General features: G+C 64.1%; 20 protein-coding genes. 14 read left to right on the top strand and 6 right to left on the bottom strand.

The genetic code is table 11. The annotated features are described in order from the left end of the window. The first annotated feature begins 66 nt into the window (after positions 1-66). The 3 genes from LB538_RS02300 (at position 67) to cobO (ending at position 2,059) form a co-directional block, all read left to right on the top strand. Positions 67-753 carry a gamma-glutamylcyclotransferase gene (locus LB538_RS02300; RefSeq protein WP_224522743.1) on the top strand — a complete coding sequence of 229 codons (687 nt, stop codon included), beginning with the start codon at positions 67-69 and terminating at the stop codon, positions 751-753. Positions 754-882: 129 nt separating this feature from the next. Beyond that, positions 883-1,428 carry a bifunctional adenosylcobinamide kinase/adenosylcobinamide-phosphate guanylyltransferase gene (gene cobU, locus LB538_RS02295; protein ID WP_224522742.1) on the top strand — a complete coding sequence of 182 codons (546 nt, stop codon included), beginning with the start codon at positions 883-885 and terminating at the stop codon, positions 1,426-1,428. A 1-nt stretch (position 1,429) separates the two neighbouring features. After that, the gene (gene cobO / locus LB538_RS02290) at positions 1,430-2,059 is read left to right on the top strand and encodes a cob(I)yrinic acid a,c-diamide adenosyltransferase (RefSeq protein WP_224522741.1); all 630 of its coding nucleotides are present in this window, start codon (positions 1,430-1,432) and stop codon (positions 2,057-2,059) included. 6 nt (positions 2,060-2,065) lie between these two features. On the opposite strand, the gene cbiB is transcribed toward cobO, so the two are convergent. Beyond that, positions 2,066-3,055: an adenosylcobinamide-phosphate synthase CbiB gene (cbiB, locus tag LB538_RS02285; protein ID WP_224522740.1), complete on the bottom strand. Its 990-nt coding sequence runs from the start codon at positions 3,053-3,055 to the stop codon at positions 2,066-2,068. Between cbiB and cobD the strand changes: the two genes are divergently transcribed. After that, entirely contained in the window at positions 3,054-4,109 is a 1,056-nt protein-coding gene (cobD, locus tag LB538_RS02280; RefSeq protein ID WP_224522739.1) for a threonine-phosphate decarboxylase CobD, read from the top strand. The two genes, cbiB and cobD, sit on opposite strands and share 2 nt — an antisense overlap. Then, positions 4,106-4,615: a tyrosine phosphatase family protein gene (locus LB538_RS02275; protein WP_224522738.1), complete on the top strand. Its 510-nt coding sequence runs from the start codon at positions 4,106-4,108 to the stop codon at positions 4,613-4,615. The genes cobD and LB538_RS02275 overlap by 4 nt, the downstream gene beginning before the upstream one ends. An 18-nt stretch (positions 4,616-4,633) precedes the next feature. Here LB538_RS02275 and LB538_RS02270 read toward each other — a convergent pair whose 3' ends face one another. Beyond that, entirely contained in the window at positions 4,634-5,431 is a 798-nt protein-coding gene (locus tag LB538_RS02270; RefSeq protein ID WP_224522737.1) for a creatininase family protein, read from the bottom strand. 62 nt (positions 5,432-5,493) lie between these two features. Continuing rightward, positions 5,494-5,877 carry a RidA family protein gene (locus tag LB538_RS02265; RefSeq protein WP_140541985.1) on the bottom strand — a complete coding sequence of 128 codons (384 nt, stop codon included), beginning with the start codon at positions 5,875-5,877 and terminating at the stop codon, positions 5,494-5,496. 253 nt (positions 5,878-6,130) lie between these two features. Here LB538_RS02265 and LB538_RS02260 point away from each other — a divergent pair, with 253 nt between their 5' ends. The 9 genes from LB538_RS02260 to LB538_RS02220 all read left to right on the top strand — a co-directional run bounded on the left by LB538_RS02260 (position 6,131) and on the right by LB538_RS02220 (position 13,265). Further along, positions 6,131-7,135 (top strand): ABC transporter substrate-binding protein, encoded by a 1,005-nt coding sequence (locus LB538_RS02260; protein ID WP_095764895.1) that lies wholly within the window; start codon positions 6,131-6,133, stop codon positions 7,133-7,135. Positions 7,136-7,150: 15 nt separating this feature from the next. Next, a complete protein-coding gene (locus LB538_RS02255) occupies positions 7,151-7,972 on the top strand; it encodes an ABC transporter ATP-binding protein (RefSeq protein ID WP_224522736.1) in 822 nt (273 codons plus the stop codon). Next, complete coding sequence (locus LB538_RS02250; protein ID WP_224522735.1) at positions 7,959-8,810, top strand: ABC transporter permease; 852 nt, start codon at positions 7,959-7,961, stop codon at positions 8,808-8,810. Before LB538_RS02255 ends, LB538_RS02250 begins: the two co-directional genes overlap by 14 nt. A 75-nt stretch (positions 8,811-8,885) precedes the next feature. Further along, a complete protein-coding gene (locus LB538_RS02245) occupies positions 8,886-10,184 on the top strand; it encodes a cytosine deaminase (RefSeq protein WP_224522734.1) in 1,299 nt (432 codons plus the stop codon). A 2-nt stretch (positions 10,185-10,186) separates the two neighbouring features. Further along, positions 10,187-11,590 carry an FAD-binding oxidoreductase gene (locus tag LB538_RS02240; RefSeq protein ID WP_224522891.1) on the top strand — a complete coding sequence of 468 codons (1,404 nt, stop codon included), beginning with the start codon at positions 10,187-10,189 and terminating at the stop codon, positions 11,588-11,590. Then, positions 11,590-12,171, top strand: a complete 582-nt coding sequence (locus LB538_RS02235) for an NAD(P)H-dependent oxidoreductase (RefSeq protein WP_224522733.1) — start codon at positions 11,590-11,592, stop codon at positions 12,169-12,171. The genes LB538_RS02240 and LB538_RS02235 overlap by 1 nt, the downstream gene beginning before the upstream one ends. After that, positions 12,171-12,758, top strand: coding sequence for an NAD(P)H-dependent oxidoreductase (locus tag LB538_RS02230; RefSeq protein WP_224522732.1), 588 nt, complete (start codon positions 12,171-12,173; stop codon positions 12,756-12,758). The genes LB538_RS02235 and LB538_RS02230 overlap by 1 nt, the downstream gene beginning before the upstream one ends. 73 nt (positions 12,759-12,831) lie before the next feature. Beyond that, positions 12,832-13,065 carry a hypothetical protein gene (locus LB538_RS02225; RefSeq protein WP_224522731.1) on the top strand — a complete coding sequence of 78 codons (234 nt, stop codon included), beginning with the start codon at positions 12,832-12,834 and terminating at the stop codon, positions 13,063-13,065. Beyond that, positions 13,062-13,265, top strand: a complete 204-nt coding sequence (locus LB538_RS02220; RefSeq protein WP_224522730.1) for a type II toxin-antitoxin system RelE/ParE family toxin — start codon at positions 13,062-13,064, stop codon at positions 13,263-13,265. The genes LB538_RS02225 and LB538_RS02220 overlap by 4 nt, the downstream gene beginning before the upstream one ends. Positions 13,266-13,408: 143 nt before the next feature. On the opposite strand, the gene LB538_RS02215 is transcribed toward LB538_RS02220, so the two are convergent. The 3 genes from LB538_RS02215 to LB538_RS02205 are packed head-to-tail and all read right to left on the bottom strand — an operon-like array spanning position 13,409 to position 19,487. After that, a complete protein-coding gene (locus LB538_RS02215; protein WP_224522729.1) occupies positions 13,409-15,856 on the bottom strand; it encodes an FAD-dependent oxidoreductase in 2,448 nt (815 codons plus the stop codon). Beyond that, positions 15,853-17,034, bottom strand: coding sequence for a pyridoxal phosphate-dependent aminotransferase (locus LB538_RS02210; protein ID WP_224522728.1), 1,182 nt, complete (start codon positions 17,032-17,034; stop codon positions 15,853-15,855). Before LB538_RS02210 ends, LB538_RS02215 begins: the two co-directional genes overlap by 4 nt. Further along, a complete protein-coding gene (locus tag LB538_RS02205; protein WP_224522727.1) occupies positions 17,034-19,487 on the bottom strand; it encodes an FAD-dependent oxidoreductase in 2,454 nt (817 codons plus the stop codon). Before LB538_RS02205 ends, LB538_RS02210 begins: the two co-directional genes overlap by 1 nt. Between the last annotated feature and the right edge of the window lie 53 nt (positions 19,488-19,540).

The raw sequence follows: 19,540 nt of genomic DNA, 5'->3' as shown, positions 1-19,540 counted from the left end.
CAAGGAGTTGTCAACCGCGAGGCGGCCGCATAGTTTCGTTCGCGCAGGAACCTTAAGGTCGCGCGCATGCTGCCAAGAACCATGTCGCTTACCGAGGAACTGGTCGCTCGCTGCTTCCGCGCGGTCGAGGATGCGGGACCGGATCCCGATGCGGCGCATCTGGATGACAGCGACTATGCGGCGATGACGCGTGAGCTGGAGGCTCAACTCCTGGCCAACGAACCGCTCTGGCTGTTTGGCTACGGCTCTCTGATCTGGAAGCCCGAGATCGAGCATGTCGAGGAGCGTGTGGCGCTGCTGCGCGGCTGGCACAGATCCTTTTGCATGAACATGACGCGTTGGCGCGGCACCAAGGAAAGTCCGGGCCTGATGATGGCGCTTGACCGTGGCGGACAATGCAAGGGCGTCGCCTTTCGGCTCGGCGACGGCGACAGGCGCGAGCAACTCGACAAGATCCTGCGGCGAGAGGTGACACTGAAGCCGACCAGCTATCATCCGCGCCTACTCGATATGACGAGCGATGGCGGCCCGCTGCGGGCGCTGGCCTTCGTCATCAACCGCCAGGGCACCACCTATGCCGGTCCATTAAGCGAGGAAGCGGTTGTCGAAAGGCTGGCGACCTCCTGCGGCCATTGGGGCTCGGGCGCCGACTATCTCTACAACACTGTGAAGAATCTCGAGCAGCGCGGCATCCACGATACGCATTTGTGGCGGCTGCAGCAGCTGGTCGCGGCGCGGATTGCCGGCTCGTAGCACCGCAAGTCGTGCCGCAATCGCGCCGGGCGGTGGCGGAATTGGGTTTGCCGGTGGTTGCGCTTCTGCCTAAGGTTCGCGCACCGTCGGCCTCTGGGCCGCGACACGATTCCAACCTGGAAGGCAGGAATGACCGGCGCGACAGCCGCGAGCGGCAATAGAGCTTCCGATGGGAAGCTGACCTTCATCCTGGGCGGTGCCCGTTCGGGCAAGAGCTCGCATGCCGAGGGCCTGACGACCGCTAACCCGTCGCCCTGGACCTACATCGCCACCGCGCAGGCCTATGACGACGAGATGCGCGAGCGCATCGCGCTGCATCGGTCGCGGCGCGGCGAAGGCTGGGTCACCGTCGATGCGCCGCTCGATCTCGTGGGCGCCATCGAGGCTTTGCCGACCCACCAACCTGTGCTGATCGATTGCCTGACATTATGGCTCACCAACCACATGCTGGCCGAACATGACGTCGAGGCCGAATGCCGGCGGCTCAAGGATGCTCTGTCGCGGCCGCGCGGGCCGTGGTTCGTGGTCTCCAACGAAGTCGGGCTCGGCATCGTGCCTGACAACGCGCTGGCGCGCCGGTTTCGCGACGCCGCGGGCCGGCTCAACCAGCAGGTGGCGGCCGCTGCCGACAGCGTTCTCATGATGGTGGCGGGATTGCCACTCAAGGTGAAGTGACATGGCCGAAATCGAAGACAAGACCATTGACGACAAGGACGCCGAGCGCCACCGCGCCAAGATGGCCAAGCGCAAGGCGGTGCAGGATGCCGAAGTGGCCGGCAAGACGGTTGAAAAGGGGCTGCTGATCGTCAACACCGGGCCGGGCAAGGGCAAAACCACGGCTGCCTTCGGCCTGGCGTTAAGAATACTAGGCTATGGCAAGCGCGTCGGCGTCGTGCAGTTCATCAAAGGCAAATGGCATACCGGCGAGAAGGATGCTTTCGCGGCCTTCGGCGACCGAGTCGTGTGGCATGCGATGGGCGAGGGTTTTACCTGGGAGACGCAGGACCTGAAGCGCGACATCGCCGCCGCCGAAGCTGCCTGGGCCAAGGCGTTGGAGCTGATGGCCGATCCCTCGATGAGCCTCGTGGTGCTCGACGAGCTCAACATCGCGCTGCGCTACGATTATCTCGATCTGGAAAAGGTGGTCGCGGCGCTGAAGGCGCGCCGGGGCGACCTGCATGTGATCGTCACCGGCCGCAACGCCAAGCCGCTGCTTGTCGAGGCAGCCGACCTCGTCACCGAAATGGGGCTGACCAAGCACCATTTCTCCGCCGGCGTGAAGGCGCAGCAGGGAATTGAATTTTGAGGCGCCTCAGCCGCTGACCAAGATGGTCAGATAGATCACGATCGCCGAGACGACCGCGAACAGGCCGAGCAGCAGCCAGTCGGCTACGCGATAGAGCTTGAGCGCCTGGCGGATGTCGGTGCTTTCGGCCTCGCGGCGGCCGCCTTCGCCCATGAAGGCATCCTCGACGACTTCGCCGCCATAGCTGCGCGGTCCGGCGAGAGACAGGCCCAGCGCGCCGGCCATCGCAGCTTCCGGCCAGCCGGCATTGGGCGAACGATGCTTCCTGGCGTCGCGCCGCATCACCTGCCAGGCGCCATGCGGATCGGCGCCCGGGACGAGAAATGCCGCCAGCACGATCAGCAGGCCGGTGAGCCGCGATGCGGGCAGGTTGATGAGATCGTCGAAGCGGGCGGCCGCACGGCCGAAGGCTTCGTATTTCGGCGTGCGGTGGCCGATGATCGAATCGGCGGTGTTGGCGGCCTTGTAGGCAGCACCTCCGCCCAGTCCGCCGATGCCGGTCCAGAAGGCGGGCGCAACAATGCCGTCCGAAAAATTCTCGGCCAGGCTTTCGATCGCGGCACGCGCGACACCGCCCTTGTCGAGCTTTTCCGGATCGCGGCCGACAATGCGCGATACGGCGATGCGGCCGAGGGTCAGGCCGCCGGTCTCCAACGCATCGGCGACGTCCTCGACATGCTCCCCGAGGCTCTTCTGCGACAGCAGCGAGGAACCGAGGATGGCGGCGATGACGAGGCCCGTGGGGAACATCATCCAGAGCAGGACATGCAGCGCCAGGCCGATCAGGCCGGGCACCAGCAGAATGACGAGCAAGGCCTGGACGCCGCGGCGGCGACGCAATTCGTCGGAATCCGTAGCGTGGTTGAGCCGGCGATCGAGAAAGGATATCAGCCTGCCGATCCAGGTGACCGGATGGCCGATGGCGCTGAACAGCCAGTCCGGGTAGCCGAGGGCGCGTTCGATGGCGAGTGACAGGAAAGCGATCAGGACGGACATGAAACTTCTAAGCGGAGCGATTGCAGCGGTTGATCATGGCGGCAGCCTTGGCCGGGCAAACGCGCTTTTTCCTCATGCGCCAAAACCTTTCGTGGACCTCTCGACAGGTATCAATCCGCACTCCTATCCGCTTTTGGACCTGCCCGCCACAGCGCTGTCCCGATTGCCGGAGGCAGGACAACTGCGCGAATTGGCCGAAATTGCGGCCAGGGCCTATGGTGCGCCGTCGGCGGCGCATGTGGCGGCGGCGCCCGGCACGCAGATTCTCCTGCCGCGCGTCGCTTCGCTGCTGCGGCCAGGCAAGGCGCTGGTGCTCGGCCCAACCTATGCCGAACATGCCCGGGCCGCGGCTATCGCCGGCCATGCGGTCGCGGAGGTCAGCGATTTCGACGCGCTGGCCGAGGCGGACCTTGCGGTGCTGGTCAATCCCAACAATCCGGACGGGCGGGTGATCGAAAAGGCCCGTCTGCTCGACCTTGCGGCGCGACTTCGCGCAAAGGGCGGGCTGCTGGTCGTCGACGAAGCTTTCATGGATGTCGGCCCGATCGAGCAAAGCCTGGCCGGCGATGTCGGGCAGGGGGGCATCGTCGTGCTGCGCTCGTTCGGCAAGTTTTTCGGCCTCGCCGGTGTGAGACTCGGCTTTGCATTGGCGGATCCGCTGACGGCCGAGCGGCTGGATGCGCAGCTCGGGCCCTGGGCAGTCGCCGGCCCGGCGCTCGAATATGGCATCCGCGCCTTGTCGGATGCGGCGTGGCAGGCCGGTATGCGGCAACGCCTGGCGCAGGATGCCGGGCGTCTCGACGCGCTGCTTGGCCGATTCGATGTTCCGGTCGCCGGCGGCACCAGCCTGTTCCGCTATCTGTCGTTTCCCGGGGCCGCAGGCCTTTTTTCGGCACTTGGCTCGAGCGGCGTGTTGGTCCGCCATTTTGCCGAGCGGCCCCAAGTGCTGCGTGTCGGTTTGCCGGGCGATGAAGCGCAATGGCAACGCCTCGAAGGCGCCCTTGCCACGTCGGTCGCGCGGCGCAAGGATGCGCCAAAGGAGTTCGGGCAATGATCCACGTCTGTTCGCTGTCGAAGGTCGACGAGGCCGTGGCAAGGACCGGTGCGCAGCGGTTGTTGTCGCTGCTCGCCGCAGGCACCGACGTGGTCCGCCCGGCCTCGATCCTGGCGGAAAACCACCTGCATCTGGTCATGCACGACATCGCTGTCGCGCAGGAAGGCATGACGATGCCCGGCGAGGAGCATGTGCGGGCCTTGCTCGATTTCGCCTATCGCTGGGATCGGGTAAAGCCGCTGGTGGTGCATTGCTATGCCGGCGTCAGCCGCTCGACGGCGTCGGCCTACATCATCGCCGCGGCGCTAGCGCCGAAGCGCGACGAGATGGAGCTCGCCCGAACGCTGCGCTTTCTCTCGCCGACGGCTACGCCCAATCCACGGCTGATCGCCGTCGCCGACACGCTGCTTGAGCGCGACGGCCGCATGATCGCGGCGATCGAGGCGATCGGGCGCGGCGCCGACGCGTTCGAAGGGATACCCTTCGAACTGGGGATCGACGCCTAAGTCAAAGCGGACCAGCCGCTACGACAGCCACTCGGCAAGCTTCGCCTTGCGCACATCCCTGACCAGGTTGATAAAACCGTCGGCCTGCATTTCCGCCGTCAGCCGGCCCTTCTCGGCCGTGGCGATAGAGGCGTCGCCGACCACGCCGTTCGGATTGAGGTCGCTTGCGATCCAGGCGAAGGCATGCGTGCCGGTGTGGCGCAGCAGGGCGAATTCCTTTTCGGCGCGCCCGACATTGGAGACGAAATTCTCCGCCTTGCTCATGTCGACGAGATCGGGCCGGAAGTGCAGCATCAGCGATGTCTCGACATCGCCGCCATGGATGCCGTGACGATCCTCCAGCTCGGTGTACATGCCGGCCGGGCGGCCGAACCGCTGCCAGCTCGTCTTCACAGACAGCATTTTGGCGCGCACGCGCAATTCGCGCGAAATGATGCCCATGATCTCTTCATTGCCGCCATGCGAATTCACGACGATCAGCTTTCTCACCCCGGCGCGGGCGACCGACAGGCCGAGTTCGGTCCAGGCGTCGACCAAGGTGGTGGCGGGCAAGGTGAGCGTTCCCGGCGCATGCAGATGCTCGTTCGACTTGCCGACCGCCTGCACGGGTAGGATGCGGATGTCGAGATCGTCGGGCAGGCGCGCGATCACCGTCTCCAGCATGCCCATCATGATCGAGGTGTCGGTCGAGACCGGAAGGTGAGGGCCATGCTGCTCGATCGCCGCCACCGGCAGCACGGCGATGGTCGCTTCGGCGTCGATCGAGGCGTATTCGGTCGTCCGGTAATCGCCCCACCACACGCGTCTTGTCGTCACGTTTCGTCTCCCGATTGGTCTGCTGTCCGGCCTGAAGGTCTAGAGCCTATCCCCTGAAACAGCTAGCCCGCTGCCAGAACTTCGACCTCGACCTTGAATTCCGGGCGGGCGAAGCCGGAGACGATCATCAGCGTGGAGGCCGGCGCCGGATCGGAAAAGAGCCGGTTGCGGACATCCATATAGGCCTGCAGGTGCTCGCGGCCGATGACGAAGGCGTTGATGCGCACGATGTCGTTCAAGGTCAGCCCGGCCTCGCTCAGAATCGCGGCGATGTTCTTGAAGCAGAGCTCGGCCTGCGCGCCGGCGTCCTCCGGCACGGCATCGTCGGGGCCGATTCCCAATTGACCCGAGCAGAGCACCAGGCGCTTTCCGGCCGGTATTTCGACGCCGTGGCTGTAGCGGGCGAAAGGCGGCTTGATCGACTTGGGGGCGAGGTATTTGAGCATGGCATTCTCCTGTCGGCCGACAGCCTAGTGGCGGATTCATGAAACATTCAAGATGCCGTGGACGCCGCCAGGAGCGATTATGGACAGGCGTCCAAAAAATAGGCACGATGCCTCGCGTACGGCATGACCCGTCCGGTCTCGGCAACGACTGCCGCACGAGCAGGCGGCCCTGGCGGTGGCATGTGTCTTGCTTCTTGAATCAATGGTGTCGAGCCCAGCGCGTTGCGCGCCGGAGCCAAGAGAGGGTGAGTTTATGATCGGACAAGGAAAGATCCTGGCGGGCGCCGTCGCCCTGCTGGCGGCGGGCACGCTGGGTGCGGCCGCAAACGAAAAGGTGACGTTCGGCACCAACTGGCTGGCCGAGCCGGAGCATGGCGGCTACTACCAGGCGATCGCCGACGGCACCTATGCCGCCTGCGGCCTTGATGTCACCATCATGCAGGGCGGCCCGCAGGTCAGCGGCCGGCCGATGCTGCTAGCCGGCAAGATCGATTTCTATATGGGCGGCAATTTGCTTTCGGCCTTCGACGCCGTGCAGCAGGGCATTCCGATGCGTGTCGTCGCGTCCGACTTCCAGAAGGATCCGCAGGTCATCATGTCCCATCCGGGAGAGGGGCTGGACAAGTGGGAGGACCTCAAGAACGCCGACCAGTACATCATGGGCGACGAAGGCGCGCAGACCTTCTTCCAGTGGATGGTCACCGATCTCGGTTTCGATGCCGCCAAGCGCGTGCCCTACACATTCAATCCGGCGCCCTTCATCGCCAACAAGAAGTCGATCCAGCAGGGCTATGTGACGTCCGAGCCGTTTGCCGTGCAGAAGCAGGGCGGCTTCACGCCGAACCAGTTCCTGCTCGCCGACTATGGCTGGGATACGTATGCGACCACCATCGAGGTGATGCAGGATACGATCGACAAGCGGCCGGAGGTGGTCCAATGCTTCGTCGATGGCTCGGCCAAGGGCTGGTACAAATACCTCTATGGCGACAACAAGGCCGCCAACGAGATGATCAAGAAGGACAATCCGGACATGACGGATGAGCAGATCGCCTTCTCGATCGAGCAGATGAAGAAGTTCGGCGTTGTCGATTCGGGCGATTCGGAAAAGCTCGGCATCGGCGCGATGACCGAAGCCCGCATCCAGAGTTTTTACGACAAGATGGTCAAGGCCAAGGTCGCGCAGCCGGGCCTTGACATCAAGAAGGCTTACACGCTGGCCTTCATCAACAAGGGTGTCGGGCTGGAGCTGAAGAAGTAAGGCGGCCGGCCTGAGATGATCCAGGAGAAAGTGGCTGAGACGCCGGGGGCATCGGGGGAGGCTCCGATGCTGCTGGCATTGCGCAATGTCGGCAAGGTCTTTTCCAACGGCGTGATGGCGCTGAGCAAGGTCGACCTGGCGATCCGCGAAGGCGATTTCCTGAGCCTGCTCGGCCCCTCGGGCTGCGGCAAGTCGACCGCGCTCAGATTGATCGCGGGTCTCTCGACGCCGACCTCCGGCCAGCTCGACTGGCGCGGCTCGATCGACCGCTCGAACATCGGTTTCGTCTTCCAGGAGCCGACGCTGCTGCCTTGGGCCAGCGTCTTCGACAATGTCTGGCTGCCGCTGAGGCTGAAGGGCGTGTCGCGCGCCAAGGCGGAACCGGCGGTGATGGAGATGCTGTCGCGCGTCCATCTCACCGGCTTCGAGAACGCCGTGCCGCGCGAGCTTTCCGGCGGCATGAAGATGCGCGTCTCGATCGCGCGGGCCATGGTGACCAAGCCGCGCATCCTTCTGATGGACGAGCCTTTCGCGGCGCTCGACGAGATCACCCGCTTCAAGCTCAACAACGATCTTCTGGAGCTTTGGCAGGACGAGCGCTTCACCGTCGTCTTCGTCACCCACAGTGTGTTCGAAAGCGTGTTCCTGTCCAGCCGCGTCGTCGTCATGGCCGCGCGGCCGGGCCGCGTTTTCGGCGAACTCCCCATCAACGCGCCCTATCCGCGTGACGAGGCGTTCCGCACCTCGCCGGGCTATGCTGCGCTTTGCCGGCAGGCCTCGGGCGTGCTGGTCGACGCCATCAACTCAACCGCCGGATCGCAAAATGACGGCCACTGAAGACAATGTCCTGACGCTCGATCCGGAAGAGGCGCGCCGCGCCCGCCAGGAGCGGCTGGAGCGCATCGGCAAATGGGTGCTGCCGCTGGCGATCATGGTGCTGGCGATCGTGGTGTGGGACCGCATCTGCGTCTGGAACGAGATCCCGCAATATATCCTGCCGCGGCCGGGCGTGGTGCTGCAGACGCTGCACAACGATGCGGGGCTGTTGTTCTCCTCACTGCTGGTGACGCTCAGGATCACCTTTTTCAGCTTGGCTCTCGCTGTGATCGGTGGCGTCGGACTGGCGGTGCTGTTCGCGCAATCGAAATGGGTGGAGATGTCGTTCTTCCCCTTCGCCATCGTGCTGCAGGTGACGCCAATCGTCGCCATCTTCCCTTTGATCAACATCTATGTGGACAACCAGACCGTCAAACTGCTGCTCTGCGCCTGGATCGTCGCCTTCTTTCCGATCCTCTCCAACACCACGCTCGGCCTGAACTCGGTCGATCGGAACCTGCGGGACCTGTTCAAGCTCAACGGCGCGACGCGCTGGCAGCAATTGCGCTATCTGCGGCTGCCGGCGGCGATGCCCTATTTCCTCGGCGGGCTGAAGATCGCCGGCGGCCTGTCGCTGATCGGCGCGGTGGTGGCGGAATTCGTCGCCGGCGCGCAGGGGCAGTCATCGGGGCTCGCGTCCCGCATCATCGAGGCCGGCTACCGGCTTAACGCGCCGCGCCTGTTCGCGGCGCTGATCCTGATCTCGCTCACCGGCATCCTTATCTTCCTGGTGCTGTCGCTGGTGTCGCATCTCATCCTGCGCCGCTGGCACGAGAGTGCGCTGAAACAGGAGCGGTAAGGTGCGCGATGCGATTGAGAATAGTGAGGCGCCCATTTGGGGACCAGTTCTGCATAAGACAGCGGGGGCGAGGCCTTGATACCAACCTCTGGTTCTTATTGCCTGGCTAACGTTCGGCTTCATCGATCGCTCACGCCGGGTCTTGCCGCCGCTTTCGACTCGGACGGGTTTGCGCTTGCCAACATTACCATCACCAACGGCAAGATCGCCGATCTTGCCGCGCACGACCAGGCAGAGGCGCACCCCGGCGCGATCGACCTTGCCGGCCGCATCGTGATGCCGTGCTTCGTCGACTGCCATACCCATATCGACAAGGGCCATATCTGGCCGCGAAAGCCCAATCCGGACGGCACTTTCATGGGCGCACTCAATGCCACCGGCGCCGACCGCACCACGCGCTGGAGCGCCGAGGATGTCGCGCGCCGCATGGACTTCTCGCTGCGCTCGGCCTACGCGCACGGCACCAAGGCTATGCGCACGCATCTCGACAGCGTGCCGCCGCAGGAGGAGATCTCCTGGCCGGTGTTCGAAACGATGCGGGAAAAATGGCGCGGGCGCATCGAGCTGCAGGCGGCCTGCCTGCTCGGCATCGAAGGCGTGCGCGACAAAGCCTGGTTCGAACGGTTGGCGAAGCGCGTCGCCGCGGCCAAGGGCGTGCTCGGCGTCGTCACCTATATGGTACCCGATCTCGAGGAACTGCTCGACAAGGTGTTCGCCCAGGCGATCGAGCATGGGCTCGATCTCGATTTCCATGCCGACGAGACCGACGATGTCGCGGCCATCTCGCTGAAGAAGATCGGCGAGGCGTCGCTGTGGAACGGTTTCGAGGGCAACATCCTGGTCGGCCATTGCTGCTCGTTGGCGCGCCAGCCGGACCTCGAGGTGCTCGACACGCTGGACAAGATGGCGAAGGCGCGGCTTGCCGTGGTGTCGCTGCCGATGTGCAATCTCTATCTGCAGGACCGCCGCAGCGATCACACCACCCCGCGCTGGCGCGGCGTGACGCTGCTGCACGAGATGAAGGCGCGCGGCATCAAGGTGGCGGTTGCTTCCGACAACACGCGCGATCCCTTCTACGCCTATGGCGATCTCGATATGCTGGAGGTCTACCGCATGGCGACGCGCATCCTGCATTTCGACCATCCGGTAGGCGACTGGCCGAAGGCGGTGGCGGCAACGCCGGCCGAGGTGATGCGGCTCGACGGCGCCGGTACGCTTGCCGTCGGCGGCTCAGCCGATTTCATCGTCTTCAGGGGGCGCAGCTGGACCGAATTGCTGTCGCGGCCCGAATCGGATCGCATCGTGGTGCGCGACGGCAGGGCGATCGAACGCCAATTGCCCGACTATGCCGAACTCGACGAACTGATGGTGTGATGATGGATATCGCAGCGCTGAAGCGCGATCTCGATGGGATCAAGCTCGACGACCATCCGGCCATCGTCCAGCAGAAGAGCCGCGACTTCTACTGGTACAGCCCGGTGCTGAAGGCGCAACTCGATCACATCAAAGGCGACCTGATCGTCACGCCGAAGAACGAAGATGAAGTCATCCGCGCGCTTGCCGCATGCCACAGGCACGGCGTTCCGGTGACGCCGCGCGGCAGCGGCACCGGCAATTATGGGCAGGCGATGCCGCTGTCGGGCGGCGTGGTGCTGAACCTCGCCGAGATGAACGAGATCAAGACGATCGCGCCGGGGCGGGTGGTGACCGGGCCGGGCGCGGTGCTGGCCGACATCGACAAGGCGACGCGGGCGCATTCCGGACAGGAGCTGAGGCTCTCGCCCTCGACCTACAACACCGCCTCGATCGGCGGCTTCATCGCTGGCGGTTCGGGCGGCGTCGGCTCGATCAATTTCGGCGGCTTGCGCGATTTCGGCAATGTGCTGCGCCTACGCGTCGTCACCATGGAGGCCGAGCCCAAGGCGCTCGAACTCACCGGCGAAGATCTGCACAAGGTGACCCATGCCTACGGCACCAACGGCATCATCACCGAGGTCGAGATGCCGCTGACCGCCGCCTATGATTGGATCGACGTTATCGTCGGCTTCGACAAATTCATGGGTGCAGCCCGCTACGGCAACGCGCTGGCCTGCCAGGACGGCATCCTGACCAAGCTGATCACGCCGATCGCCGCACCTGTGCCGCAGCTCTATTTCAAGCGGCACCAGAAATTCCTGCGCGAGGGGCAAAGCATCTGCGTCGTCATGGTCGCGAAGCACGGGCTCGACGCCTTCCTGGCCTTCACCCGGCGCGCCGGAGGCGAGGTCATCTTCAATGCGGCGACCGCGACGGACGAGGACAAGAAGGGCCTGCCGCCGGCCTATGAGCTTGCCTGGAACCACACGACGCTGAGGGCACTGCGCGTCGACCCGTCGATCACCTATCTGCAGTCGCTCTATCCGTTCCCCAACCAACTGGCGCTGGTCGAGAAGATGGACGCGATGTTCCCGGGCGAGGTGTTCTCGCATCTCGAATTCGTGCGGCTCGACGGCAACATCACCTGCTTCGGCCTGCCGCTGGTCAAGTTCACCACCGAGGCGCGGCTCAACGAAATCATCCGCCTGCATGAGGAGAATGGCTGCCCGATCTTCAACCCGCACCGCTACACGCTGGAAGAAGGCGGCATGAAGCAGACCGACGAGATCCAGCTTGCCTTCAAGCGCGAGACCGATCCGCAAGGGCTGCTCAATCCCGGCAAGATGATCGCCTGGGAAAACCCGGACTATGATTATCGCTCCGGCCGCACGTTCCTGTTCAAGGGATTGCAGAAGGCGGGGTGATGAAAATCCTCGTGCTTTACTCTCATCCGGTGGAGACCAGCTTCAACGCCGGCCTGCACAAGACGATCGTCGAGCGGCTCGCCGCGGCGGGGCATGCGGTCGACGACTGCGACCTCTATGCCGAGAATTTCGACCCAAGGCTGACACGCGCCGAGCGGCTCGGCTATCACGACCCGCGCGGGCCGGACGACGCGGTCGCCGGCTATGTCGAAAGGCTGAAGAATGCCGAAGCGCTGGTGCTGTCGTTTCCGGTCTGGAACTATGGCTATCCGGCAATCCTGAAAGGTTTTTTCGACCGCGTCTTTCTGCCCGGCGTGTCGTTCAAGCTGGTCGACGGCAAGGTGCGGCCGACGCTGCACAACATCCGCAAGCTCGCAGTCATCACCACCTATGGCGGCAGCCGCTTTCGCGCCATGCTGATGGGCGACCCGCCGCGCAAGATCGTCAAGCGCATGCTGCGGGCGACCATCAAGCCAGGCGCTCCCGTCTCCTATCTCGCGCATTATTCGATGAACCTATCCACCGACGAGACGCGCAAAGTCTTCATGGCGAAGGTCGCGGCCACGATGGACGCGTTCTGATGCGCGTGCTGGTGGTCTATTGCCATCCGGTGCCGGAAAGCTATTGCGCGGCGATCCGCGACCTGGCGATCGAGGTGCTGAAAGGACGGGGCTGGGACGTGCGGCTGCTCGACCTCTACGCCGAGAATTTCGACCCTGTGATGAGTTGCGAGGAGCGGCGCTTCTACAATGATCGCGCGCCGGAAGATCCTGCGCTGACGCCGCATTTCGAACATCTGCAATGGGCGCAGGCGATCCTCTTCATCTATCCGACCTGGTGGTACGGGTTGCCGGCGATGCTGAAGGGCTGGTTCGACCGCGTGTGGGCGACCGACATCGCCTTCAAGCTACCAGCCGGCAAGGGGCGGATCACGTCGCTGATGCGGCACGTCACCAAGGTCGGCGTCATCACCACCTGCGGCGCGCCGACCTGGTGGAGCGTGGTCGTCGGCCAGCCGGGACGCAAGACGATTTTACGCGGCATGCGGGCGCTATGCGCCACGCGCTGCAAGACGTTTTTCCTGGCGCACTACTTGATGGATGCCTCGACGCCGAAGAGCAGGGCGGGGTTTCTGGTCAAAGTCCGCAGGACGCTTGAGCGGTTTTAGGGGGCCTTCAGCTATCCTGCGGGATTGTGGCGAACGCCTTTTTTTATGCGGAAATGAAGTGCATAATAAGGGCATGACCAAGCTTTTCGAGCATGCAGTCCAACGTGTTCGCACCTTGCCTCCTGAATTGCAGGACGAGTACGCACGTGTCCTCTTGCGCCTCGCGGGTGATGTGGGGGACGAACCTATTCACCAACTGAGCCGAGAGGAAAAAGCCTCGCTCGCAATGTCCCGAGCGCAGGCTGCGCGTGGTGAATTTGCAACCGACGAGGAAGTCCGCGCTGTTTGGGCGAAGCACGGCCTGTGAAGCTTCGTTACACGCCGGCGGCGTTAGCCGAGTTAGACGAGGTTCTCGGCAATATCGCGTTGCAGTCACCCAAAGGGGCGGAGCGGATCCAAGCCAGACTCCACGCAGTCATCAATCTATTGCTTGAACATCCCCAGGCCGGCGTTGCCACAGACGAAAGGCCGATGCGCCGGATTGTCGTGCGGCCTTATCCTATCTGATCTACTATGAGCCTTCCGCCGCCGAAATTGTGATTGTCGGTATTCGACATGGTGCTCGCGATCCGTCAACGATGCCGGACAAGTAATAGCGACTCTTGGTCACGCCTGCGGGCAATCCTGCCCCGAAGCCGCGAGAGGAAAGGCTACATCCTCACCCGTTCCGCCTTCGGATCATACATCGGCTTCAGCGAGGCTTCCGCCGTGAAACGCTCGCCGGCGATCTCCACCTCATAGGATGAGCCCAGCACATCCGCCTCGCTCTCGTCCTGGCAGGGCACATAGCCAAGCCCGATCGCGCCGCCGAGATGGTGGCCGTAATTGCCTGATGTGATCGGGCCGACGATCTTGCCGTCGCGTAGGATGGCCTCGTTGTGGAAGAGGAGCGGCTGCGGGTCCTTCAGACGAAACTGCACCAGCCGGCGTGACAGACCGGCTTCCTTCTTCCTGAGCACAGCGTCGCGGCCGATGAAGCCGGATTTGCTCGTCTTCACCGCAAAGCCGAGGCCCGCCTCCAGAACATTGTCCTCGTCGGTGATGTCGTGGCCGAAATGCCGGAAGGCCTTTTCGATGCGGCAGGAATCAAGCGTGTGCAGGCCGCAGAGTTTCAGGCCGACATCGGCGCCGGCTTCGGTGATCGCCTCGAAGACATGGGCCGCCTGCTCGGTCGAGACATAGAATTCCCAGCCAAGCTCGCCGACATAGGTGACCCGGTGGGCGCGGGCGAGACCCATCCCGATCTCGATCTCCTGGAAAGTGCCGAACGGATTGGTCTCGTTGGAAAAATCGTTCGGGCTGACCTTCTGGATCAGTTTTCGCGCCTCCGGACCCATGACGCAGATCACGGCTTCGGCGGCGGTGACGTCGGTGATGACGACGAACTCGTCGGCGACATGCTTTCTCAGCCAGGCGAAGTCGCGCTGCAGCGTGGCGCCCGGCACGACCAGGAAATAGGCCGTATCCGAAAGCCGCGTCACGGTGAGGTCGCTCTCGATGCCGCCGCGCTGGTTGAGCATCTGCGTGTAGACGATCTTGCCCGGCGCCACGTCCATGTCGTTGGCGCAGAGCCGTTGCAGGAAGGCGCAGGCATCGCGACCCTCGACGCGGATCTTGCCGAAGGAAGTCATGTCGAACAGGCCGACGCCGTTGCGCACCGCGAGATGTTCCTCGCGCTGGTTGTCGAACCAGTTCTGCCGCTTCCAGGAATAGCGGTATTCGCGCTCCTGGCCTTCGCGCGCGAACCAGTTGGCGCGCTCCCAGCCCGCCACCTCGCCGAAGACGGCGCCGCGCGCCTTCAGGTGCTCGTGCAAGGGCGAGCGGCGCACGCCGCGCGAGGTCGCCATCTGGCGATAGGGGAAATGGTCGGCATAGAGCAGGCCGAGCGTTTCGGAGACGCGCTCCTTGAGGTAGCGGCGGTTCTTCTGGAAAGGCTGGGCGCGGCGGATATCGACCTCCCACAGGTCGAAGGGCGCCTCGCCGTCATTGATCCATTGCGCCAGCGCCATGCCGGCGCCGCCGGAGGAGACGATGCCGATCGAGTTGTAGCCCGCCGCCATCCAGTAGCCGGAAAGCTCCGGCGCCTCGCCGAGATAATAGCGGTCGTCCGGCGTGAAACTCTCCGGGCCGTTGAAGAAGGTATGGATGCCGGCGGTGCCCAGCATCGGCATGCGGTTGACGCCCATTTCGAGGATGGGCTCGAAATGGTCCATGTCCTCGGGCAACTGGTCGAAGCAGAAATCCTCGCGGATGCCGTCCATGCCCCAGGGCTTTGCCACCGGCTCGAAGGCGCCGAGCATCATCTTGCCGGCGTCCTCCTTGTAGTAGGCGCACTCGTCCGGCACGCGCAGCACCGGCAGGCGGGAGAGGCCGGGGATCGGCTCGGTGACGAGATAGAAATGCTCGCAGGCATGCAGCGGGATCGTAACGCCGTTCTGCCGACCCAACTCGCGCGCCCACATGCCGGCGCAGTTGACCACGATGTCGGTCTCGATCGTGCCTTGCTCCTCACCCTGCGCCCAGGAGACGCCGGAGACGCGGCCGTTCTTCGTATGAACCTTTGTGACCTTGACGTTCTCGATGATGGAAGCACCGCGCTGGCGCGCGCCCTTGGCCAGCGCCATCGCGATGTTGGCGGGATCGCACTGGCCGTCGAGCGGCAAATGCACGGCGCCAACCACATCCGAGACGTTGAGATGCGGGTACATCTCCTTGACCTCGCGCGGCGAAATCTCGCGCACGTCGACATCGAAGGCGCGGGCGAGTGAAGCCTGCCTATAGATCTCGTGCTTGCGCTCCTCGGTCAGCGCGACAGTGATCGAGCCGACCTGGCGCATGCCGGTGCCGACATCGGTCTCGGCTTCAAGCTTGACGTAGAGATCGGCCGAATATTTCGCCAGTCGCGTCATGTTCTGGGAGCCGCGCAACTGGCCGATCAGCCCGGCCGCATGCCAGGTGGTGCCTGAGGTGAGCTGCTTGCGCTCCAAGAGCACGATGTCGGTCCAGCCGAGCTTGGCCAGGTGGTAGGCGACCGAGCAGCCGGAGACGCCGCCGCCGATGATTACCGCGCGGGCTTTGGCCGGGATGGTCTTGGTCATGCGGCCTCGCGGCGATAGTTGGAAGCGAAACGGCGAACGCGAAGCGCTGCTTCCTTGAGGACGGGTTCGGGCTGGCAGAGGCTGATGCGGATGTGCCCGGCGGCGGCCTCGCCGAAGCTCGATCCGGGCATCACGCCGACCTTTTCCTTGTCGAGCAGCGCCCAGGCGAATTTCTCGTCGTCGGGTTCGACCGCGGAGACATCGAGCATTATGTACATGCCGCCTTCGGAGCCGCGCACGGTGACTTCGTTGGCTCCGCGTATGGCATCGAGGAAGATCGTGCGCCGCGCGGCGTAACGCTCGGCGATATCCTTCACGCCATAGTGGTTTTCAAGCGCCTCGGCGCAAGCGATGGAGATGAAGGCTGGCAGGCCGTAGGTCGTGACCAGATTGAGGTCGGTCATCAGCGCGATCATCGCTTTCGGCCCGGTCAGCCAGCCCATGCGCCAGCCGGTCATGCCGTGGCTCTTCGACATGGAGTTGATGACCAGCGTGCGCTCGGCCATGCCGGACAACGAGCGCGGCGAGATGTGCTCGCCGCCGCCGAGCGTCCAGTAGACCTCGTCCGACAGCAGCCAGAGATCGTGCTCCTTGCAGATTTCGGCCAGCTGTTCGAGCCGTTCGCGCGAATAGACGGCACCGGTCGGGTTGTTCGGCGTGTTGATCAGTATGGCGCGGGTGTTGGGCTTGAGCGCGGCGCGAATCATGTCCGCGCGAGGTTGAAATCCATCTTCGGCCGGTGTCTCGACCACCGTGAAGCTGGCGCCCGCGGCGCTGAAAGTGTTGGGGTAGGTGGCGTAATAGGGCGCGACGACGATGGCGTGGTCGCCCGGGTCGAGCACGCCCTGTACGGCGGCGTAAAGCGCTGCCTGGCCGCCAGGCGTGGCGATGACCTCGTCGGGTTCCGTGAGGATGCCGGCGCAAACGGTCGCGGCGGCGGCCATCGCCTTGCGCAGGCGCGGCAGGCCGGGCAGCGGCGTGTAGTGATGGTTGCTGCCGCGCACGGCAGTCACGCAGGCTTCGATGGTTTCCGACGGCGTGTCGAAGTCATGGTCGCCGACCGAGAGCACAATGATGTCTTCGCCGGCCTGCTTGCGATTCCAGGCGGCGAAATGGACCTCCCAGCCGTCCTTGCCGGAAGGCACGATACCGGTAATGCGTTTTGATGGCTTCGGCATCAGGCTCTCAACCTCTCATTCTTCGGATCCCACAGCGGCTCGTCGTTCTGGACGATGGCTTTGAAGCGATTGCCAAAAATCTCGACCTCGACCGCCGTGCCCGGCTCCGTGAGATCCGTGCGCAGCATGCCGAGCGCGATCGACTTGCCGACGCGGTGGCCCCAGCCGCCCGACGTCGTCTCGCCGACGATCGTGCCCTCATGCCAGAGCGTCGACATATAGGGTGCGTCGCAGTCGCCGGGGTTCTCGACAACCAAAGTGACGAAGCGCTTCTTCACGCCCTGCTGCTTCTCGTTGAGGAGAGCCGCCTTGCCGCGGAAGTCTGGCTTGTCCCATTTGACGAAGCGCTCCAGGCCGCCCTGCAGGATCGAATAGTCGGTCGACAGATCGCCCTTCCAGGCGCGGTAGCCTTTTTCCAGCCGCAGCGAATCCAGCGCATACATGCCGAAGGGTTTTAGCCCGTGCTTCCGGCCGGCGGCCCAGACGGCGTCGAAGACGGTCGCCGTGTCCGCGACCTTGGTGTGGATTTCCCAGCCGAGCTCGCCGGCGAAGGAGACGCGCACCAGCTTCGCCCAGCGCCCGGCAATGGTCGTTTCCTGATGCGTCAGCCAGGGCAGCGTCAGGTCGGCGTCGCAGATTTCGGCAAGGATCTTGCGCGAGTTCGGGCCGGCAAGGATTTGCGTTGAGTATTCCTCCGTCCGGTCCGTCAGCGTGAAGGCCGCATCGGCGGGCATGCGCGACTTCAGCCATTCGAAATCGTGCCACTGCGCCACCGCGGCGGTGATCAGCGTCATCTGGTCCTCGCCATGACGCACCACCGACATCTCGGTGACGATGCGGCCCTTGTCGTCGGCGAAATAGACCAGGCCGATGCGGCCGGGTTTCGGCACAAGGCCGGTGACCTGCAAGGCCAGCCAATCGGCCGCGCCCGGACCTTCGAGGTTGAAGCGCGAGAAGCCGGGCAGGTCGAGGATACCGGCGGCGTCGCGCACGGCAAGGCATTCCTCGCGCACGCGCTGCTGCCACGGGCCGTCGCGGCGGAAGGTGAGGGTAGACTCTTCGGAAGTATCATCGCCGGGTTGTGCGTACCAAGTCGCGCGCTCCCAGCCATTATAGGCGTCGAACTGGCCGCCCAGCGCCTTGATGCGATCATGCAGCGGCGACAGCTTACGGTTGCGCCCCTCCGGCCAGGCATGGCGCGGGAACTGGATGGCGTATTCGTTGCCGTAGATCTCCATGCCCTTGGCGACGCAATAGTCGGGCGCCGAGGCGAAGCTGGTGAAACGGCGCGGATCGCAGGACCACATATCCCATTCGGTCTGGCCTTCGGTGACCCATTCGGCCAGCACCTTGCCGGCGCCGCCGCCTTGCGCGATGCCGAAGGTGAAGACGCAGGCCTCGAAGGCGTTCGGCACGCCGGGCATCGGCCCGATCAGCGGATTGCCGTCCGGCGCGTAAGGAATCGGGCCGTTGATCACCTTGGAGAGGCCGGCGGTGCCGAGGATCGGCACGCGGGCGACGGCGTCGGCCAGGTAATGCTCGAGGCGGTCGAGATCGTCGGGGAAGAGCTGGAAGGAGAAATCCTCCGGCATCGGATCGTTGTGGGTCGCCCAATGCGCGCGGCAATTGCGCTCATAGGGGCCGAGATTCATGCCGCTCTTTTCCTGGCGCAAGTAATAGGACGTGTCGACGTCGCGCAGCAGCGGCAGCTTGTGGCCCTGTTCCTTCGTCCACGCGGCAAGCTCGGGGATTTCCTCGAACAATATGTACTGATGACTCATCACCATCATCGGCACGTCGCGCCCAAACATCTTGCCAACTTCGGCGGCGCGGTAGCCGGCCGCATTGATGACGATCTCGCAGCGGATCTCGCCTTGCGGGGTGGCGATCACCCATTCGCCGTTCTCGCGGCGCACGCCGGTGACCGGGCAGAAGCGGATGATCTTGCCGCCCATGTCACGCGCGCCTTTGGCCAGCGCCTGGGTCAGCTGAGCCGGGTCGATGTCGCCGTCGCTCGGGTCATAGAGCGCGCCCTTCAACTCATGCGTCTCGATGAAGGGGTAGCGGCGCTTGATCTCGTCGAGGCCGACGACGTCGATATCCATTCCCTGGTAGCGGCCCATGCCCTTGGCGCGCTGGAATTCCTGCATGCGCTCCTTGGTATGGGCGAGCCGGAGCGAGCCGGTTACATGGTAGTTCATCGGATAATCGACCGCTTCGGCCAGACCCCGGTAAAGCTCGGTCGAGTAGCGCTGCATGTTCATCAGCGACCAGGACGAGGAGAAGGTCGGCACGTTGCCGGCGGCATGCCAGGTCGAGCCTGAGGTCAGCTCGTTTTTTTCCAGAAGCACGCAATCGGTCCAGCCCGCCTTGCAGAGGTGATAGAGCGAGGAGGTGCCGACGACGCCGCCTCCGATGATCACCACGCGTGCCGTGGTCGGCAAACCGGCCATTTCTTCCTCCAGAGTCTCAGCGCTTCGCGCTTCGATTTTTGTTTTTGATGCAT

Origin of the sequence: Mesorhizobium sp. Ca11, assembly GCF_020165275.1 — a bacterium.
Classification (GTDB): Bacteria; Pseudomonadota; Alphaproteobacteria; order Rhizobiales; family Rhizobiaceae; genus Mesorhizobium.
The sequence above is the reverse complement of the archived record's forward strand: the minus strand, read 5'-3'. Positions and strand labels throughout refer to the sequence as shown.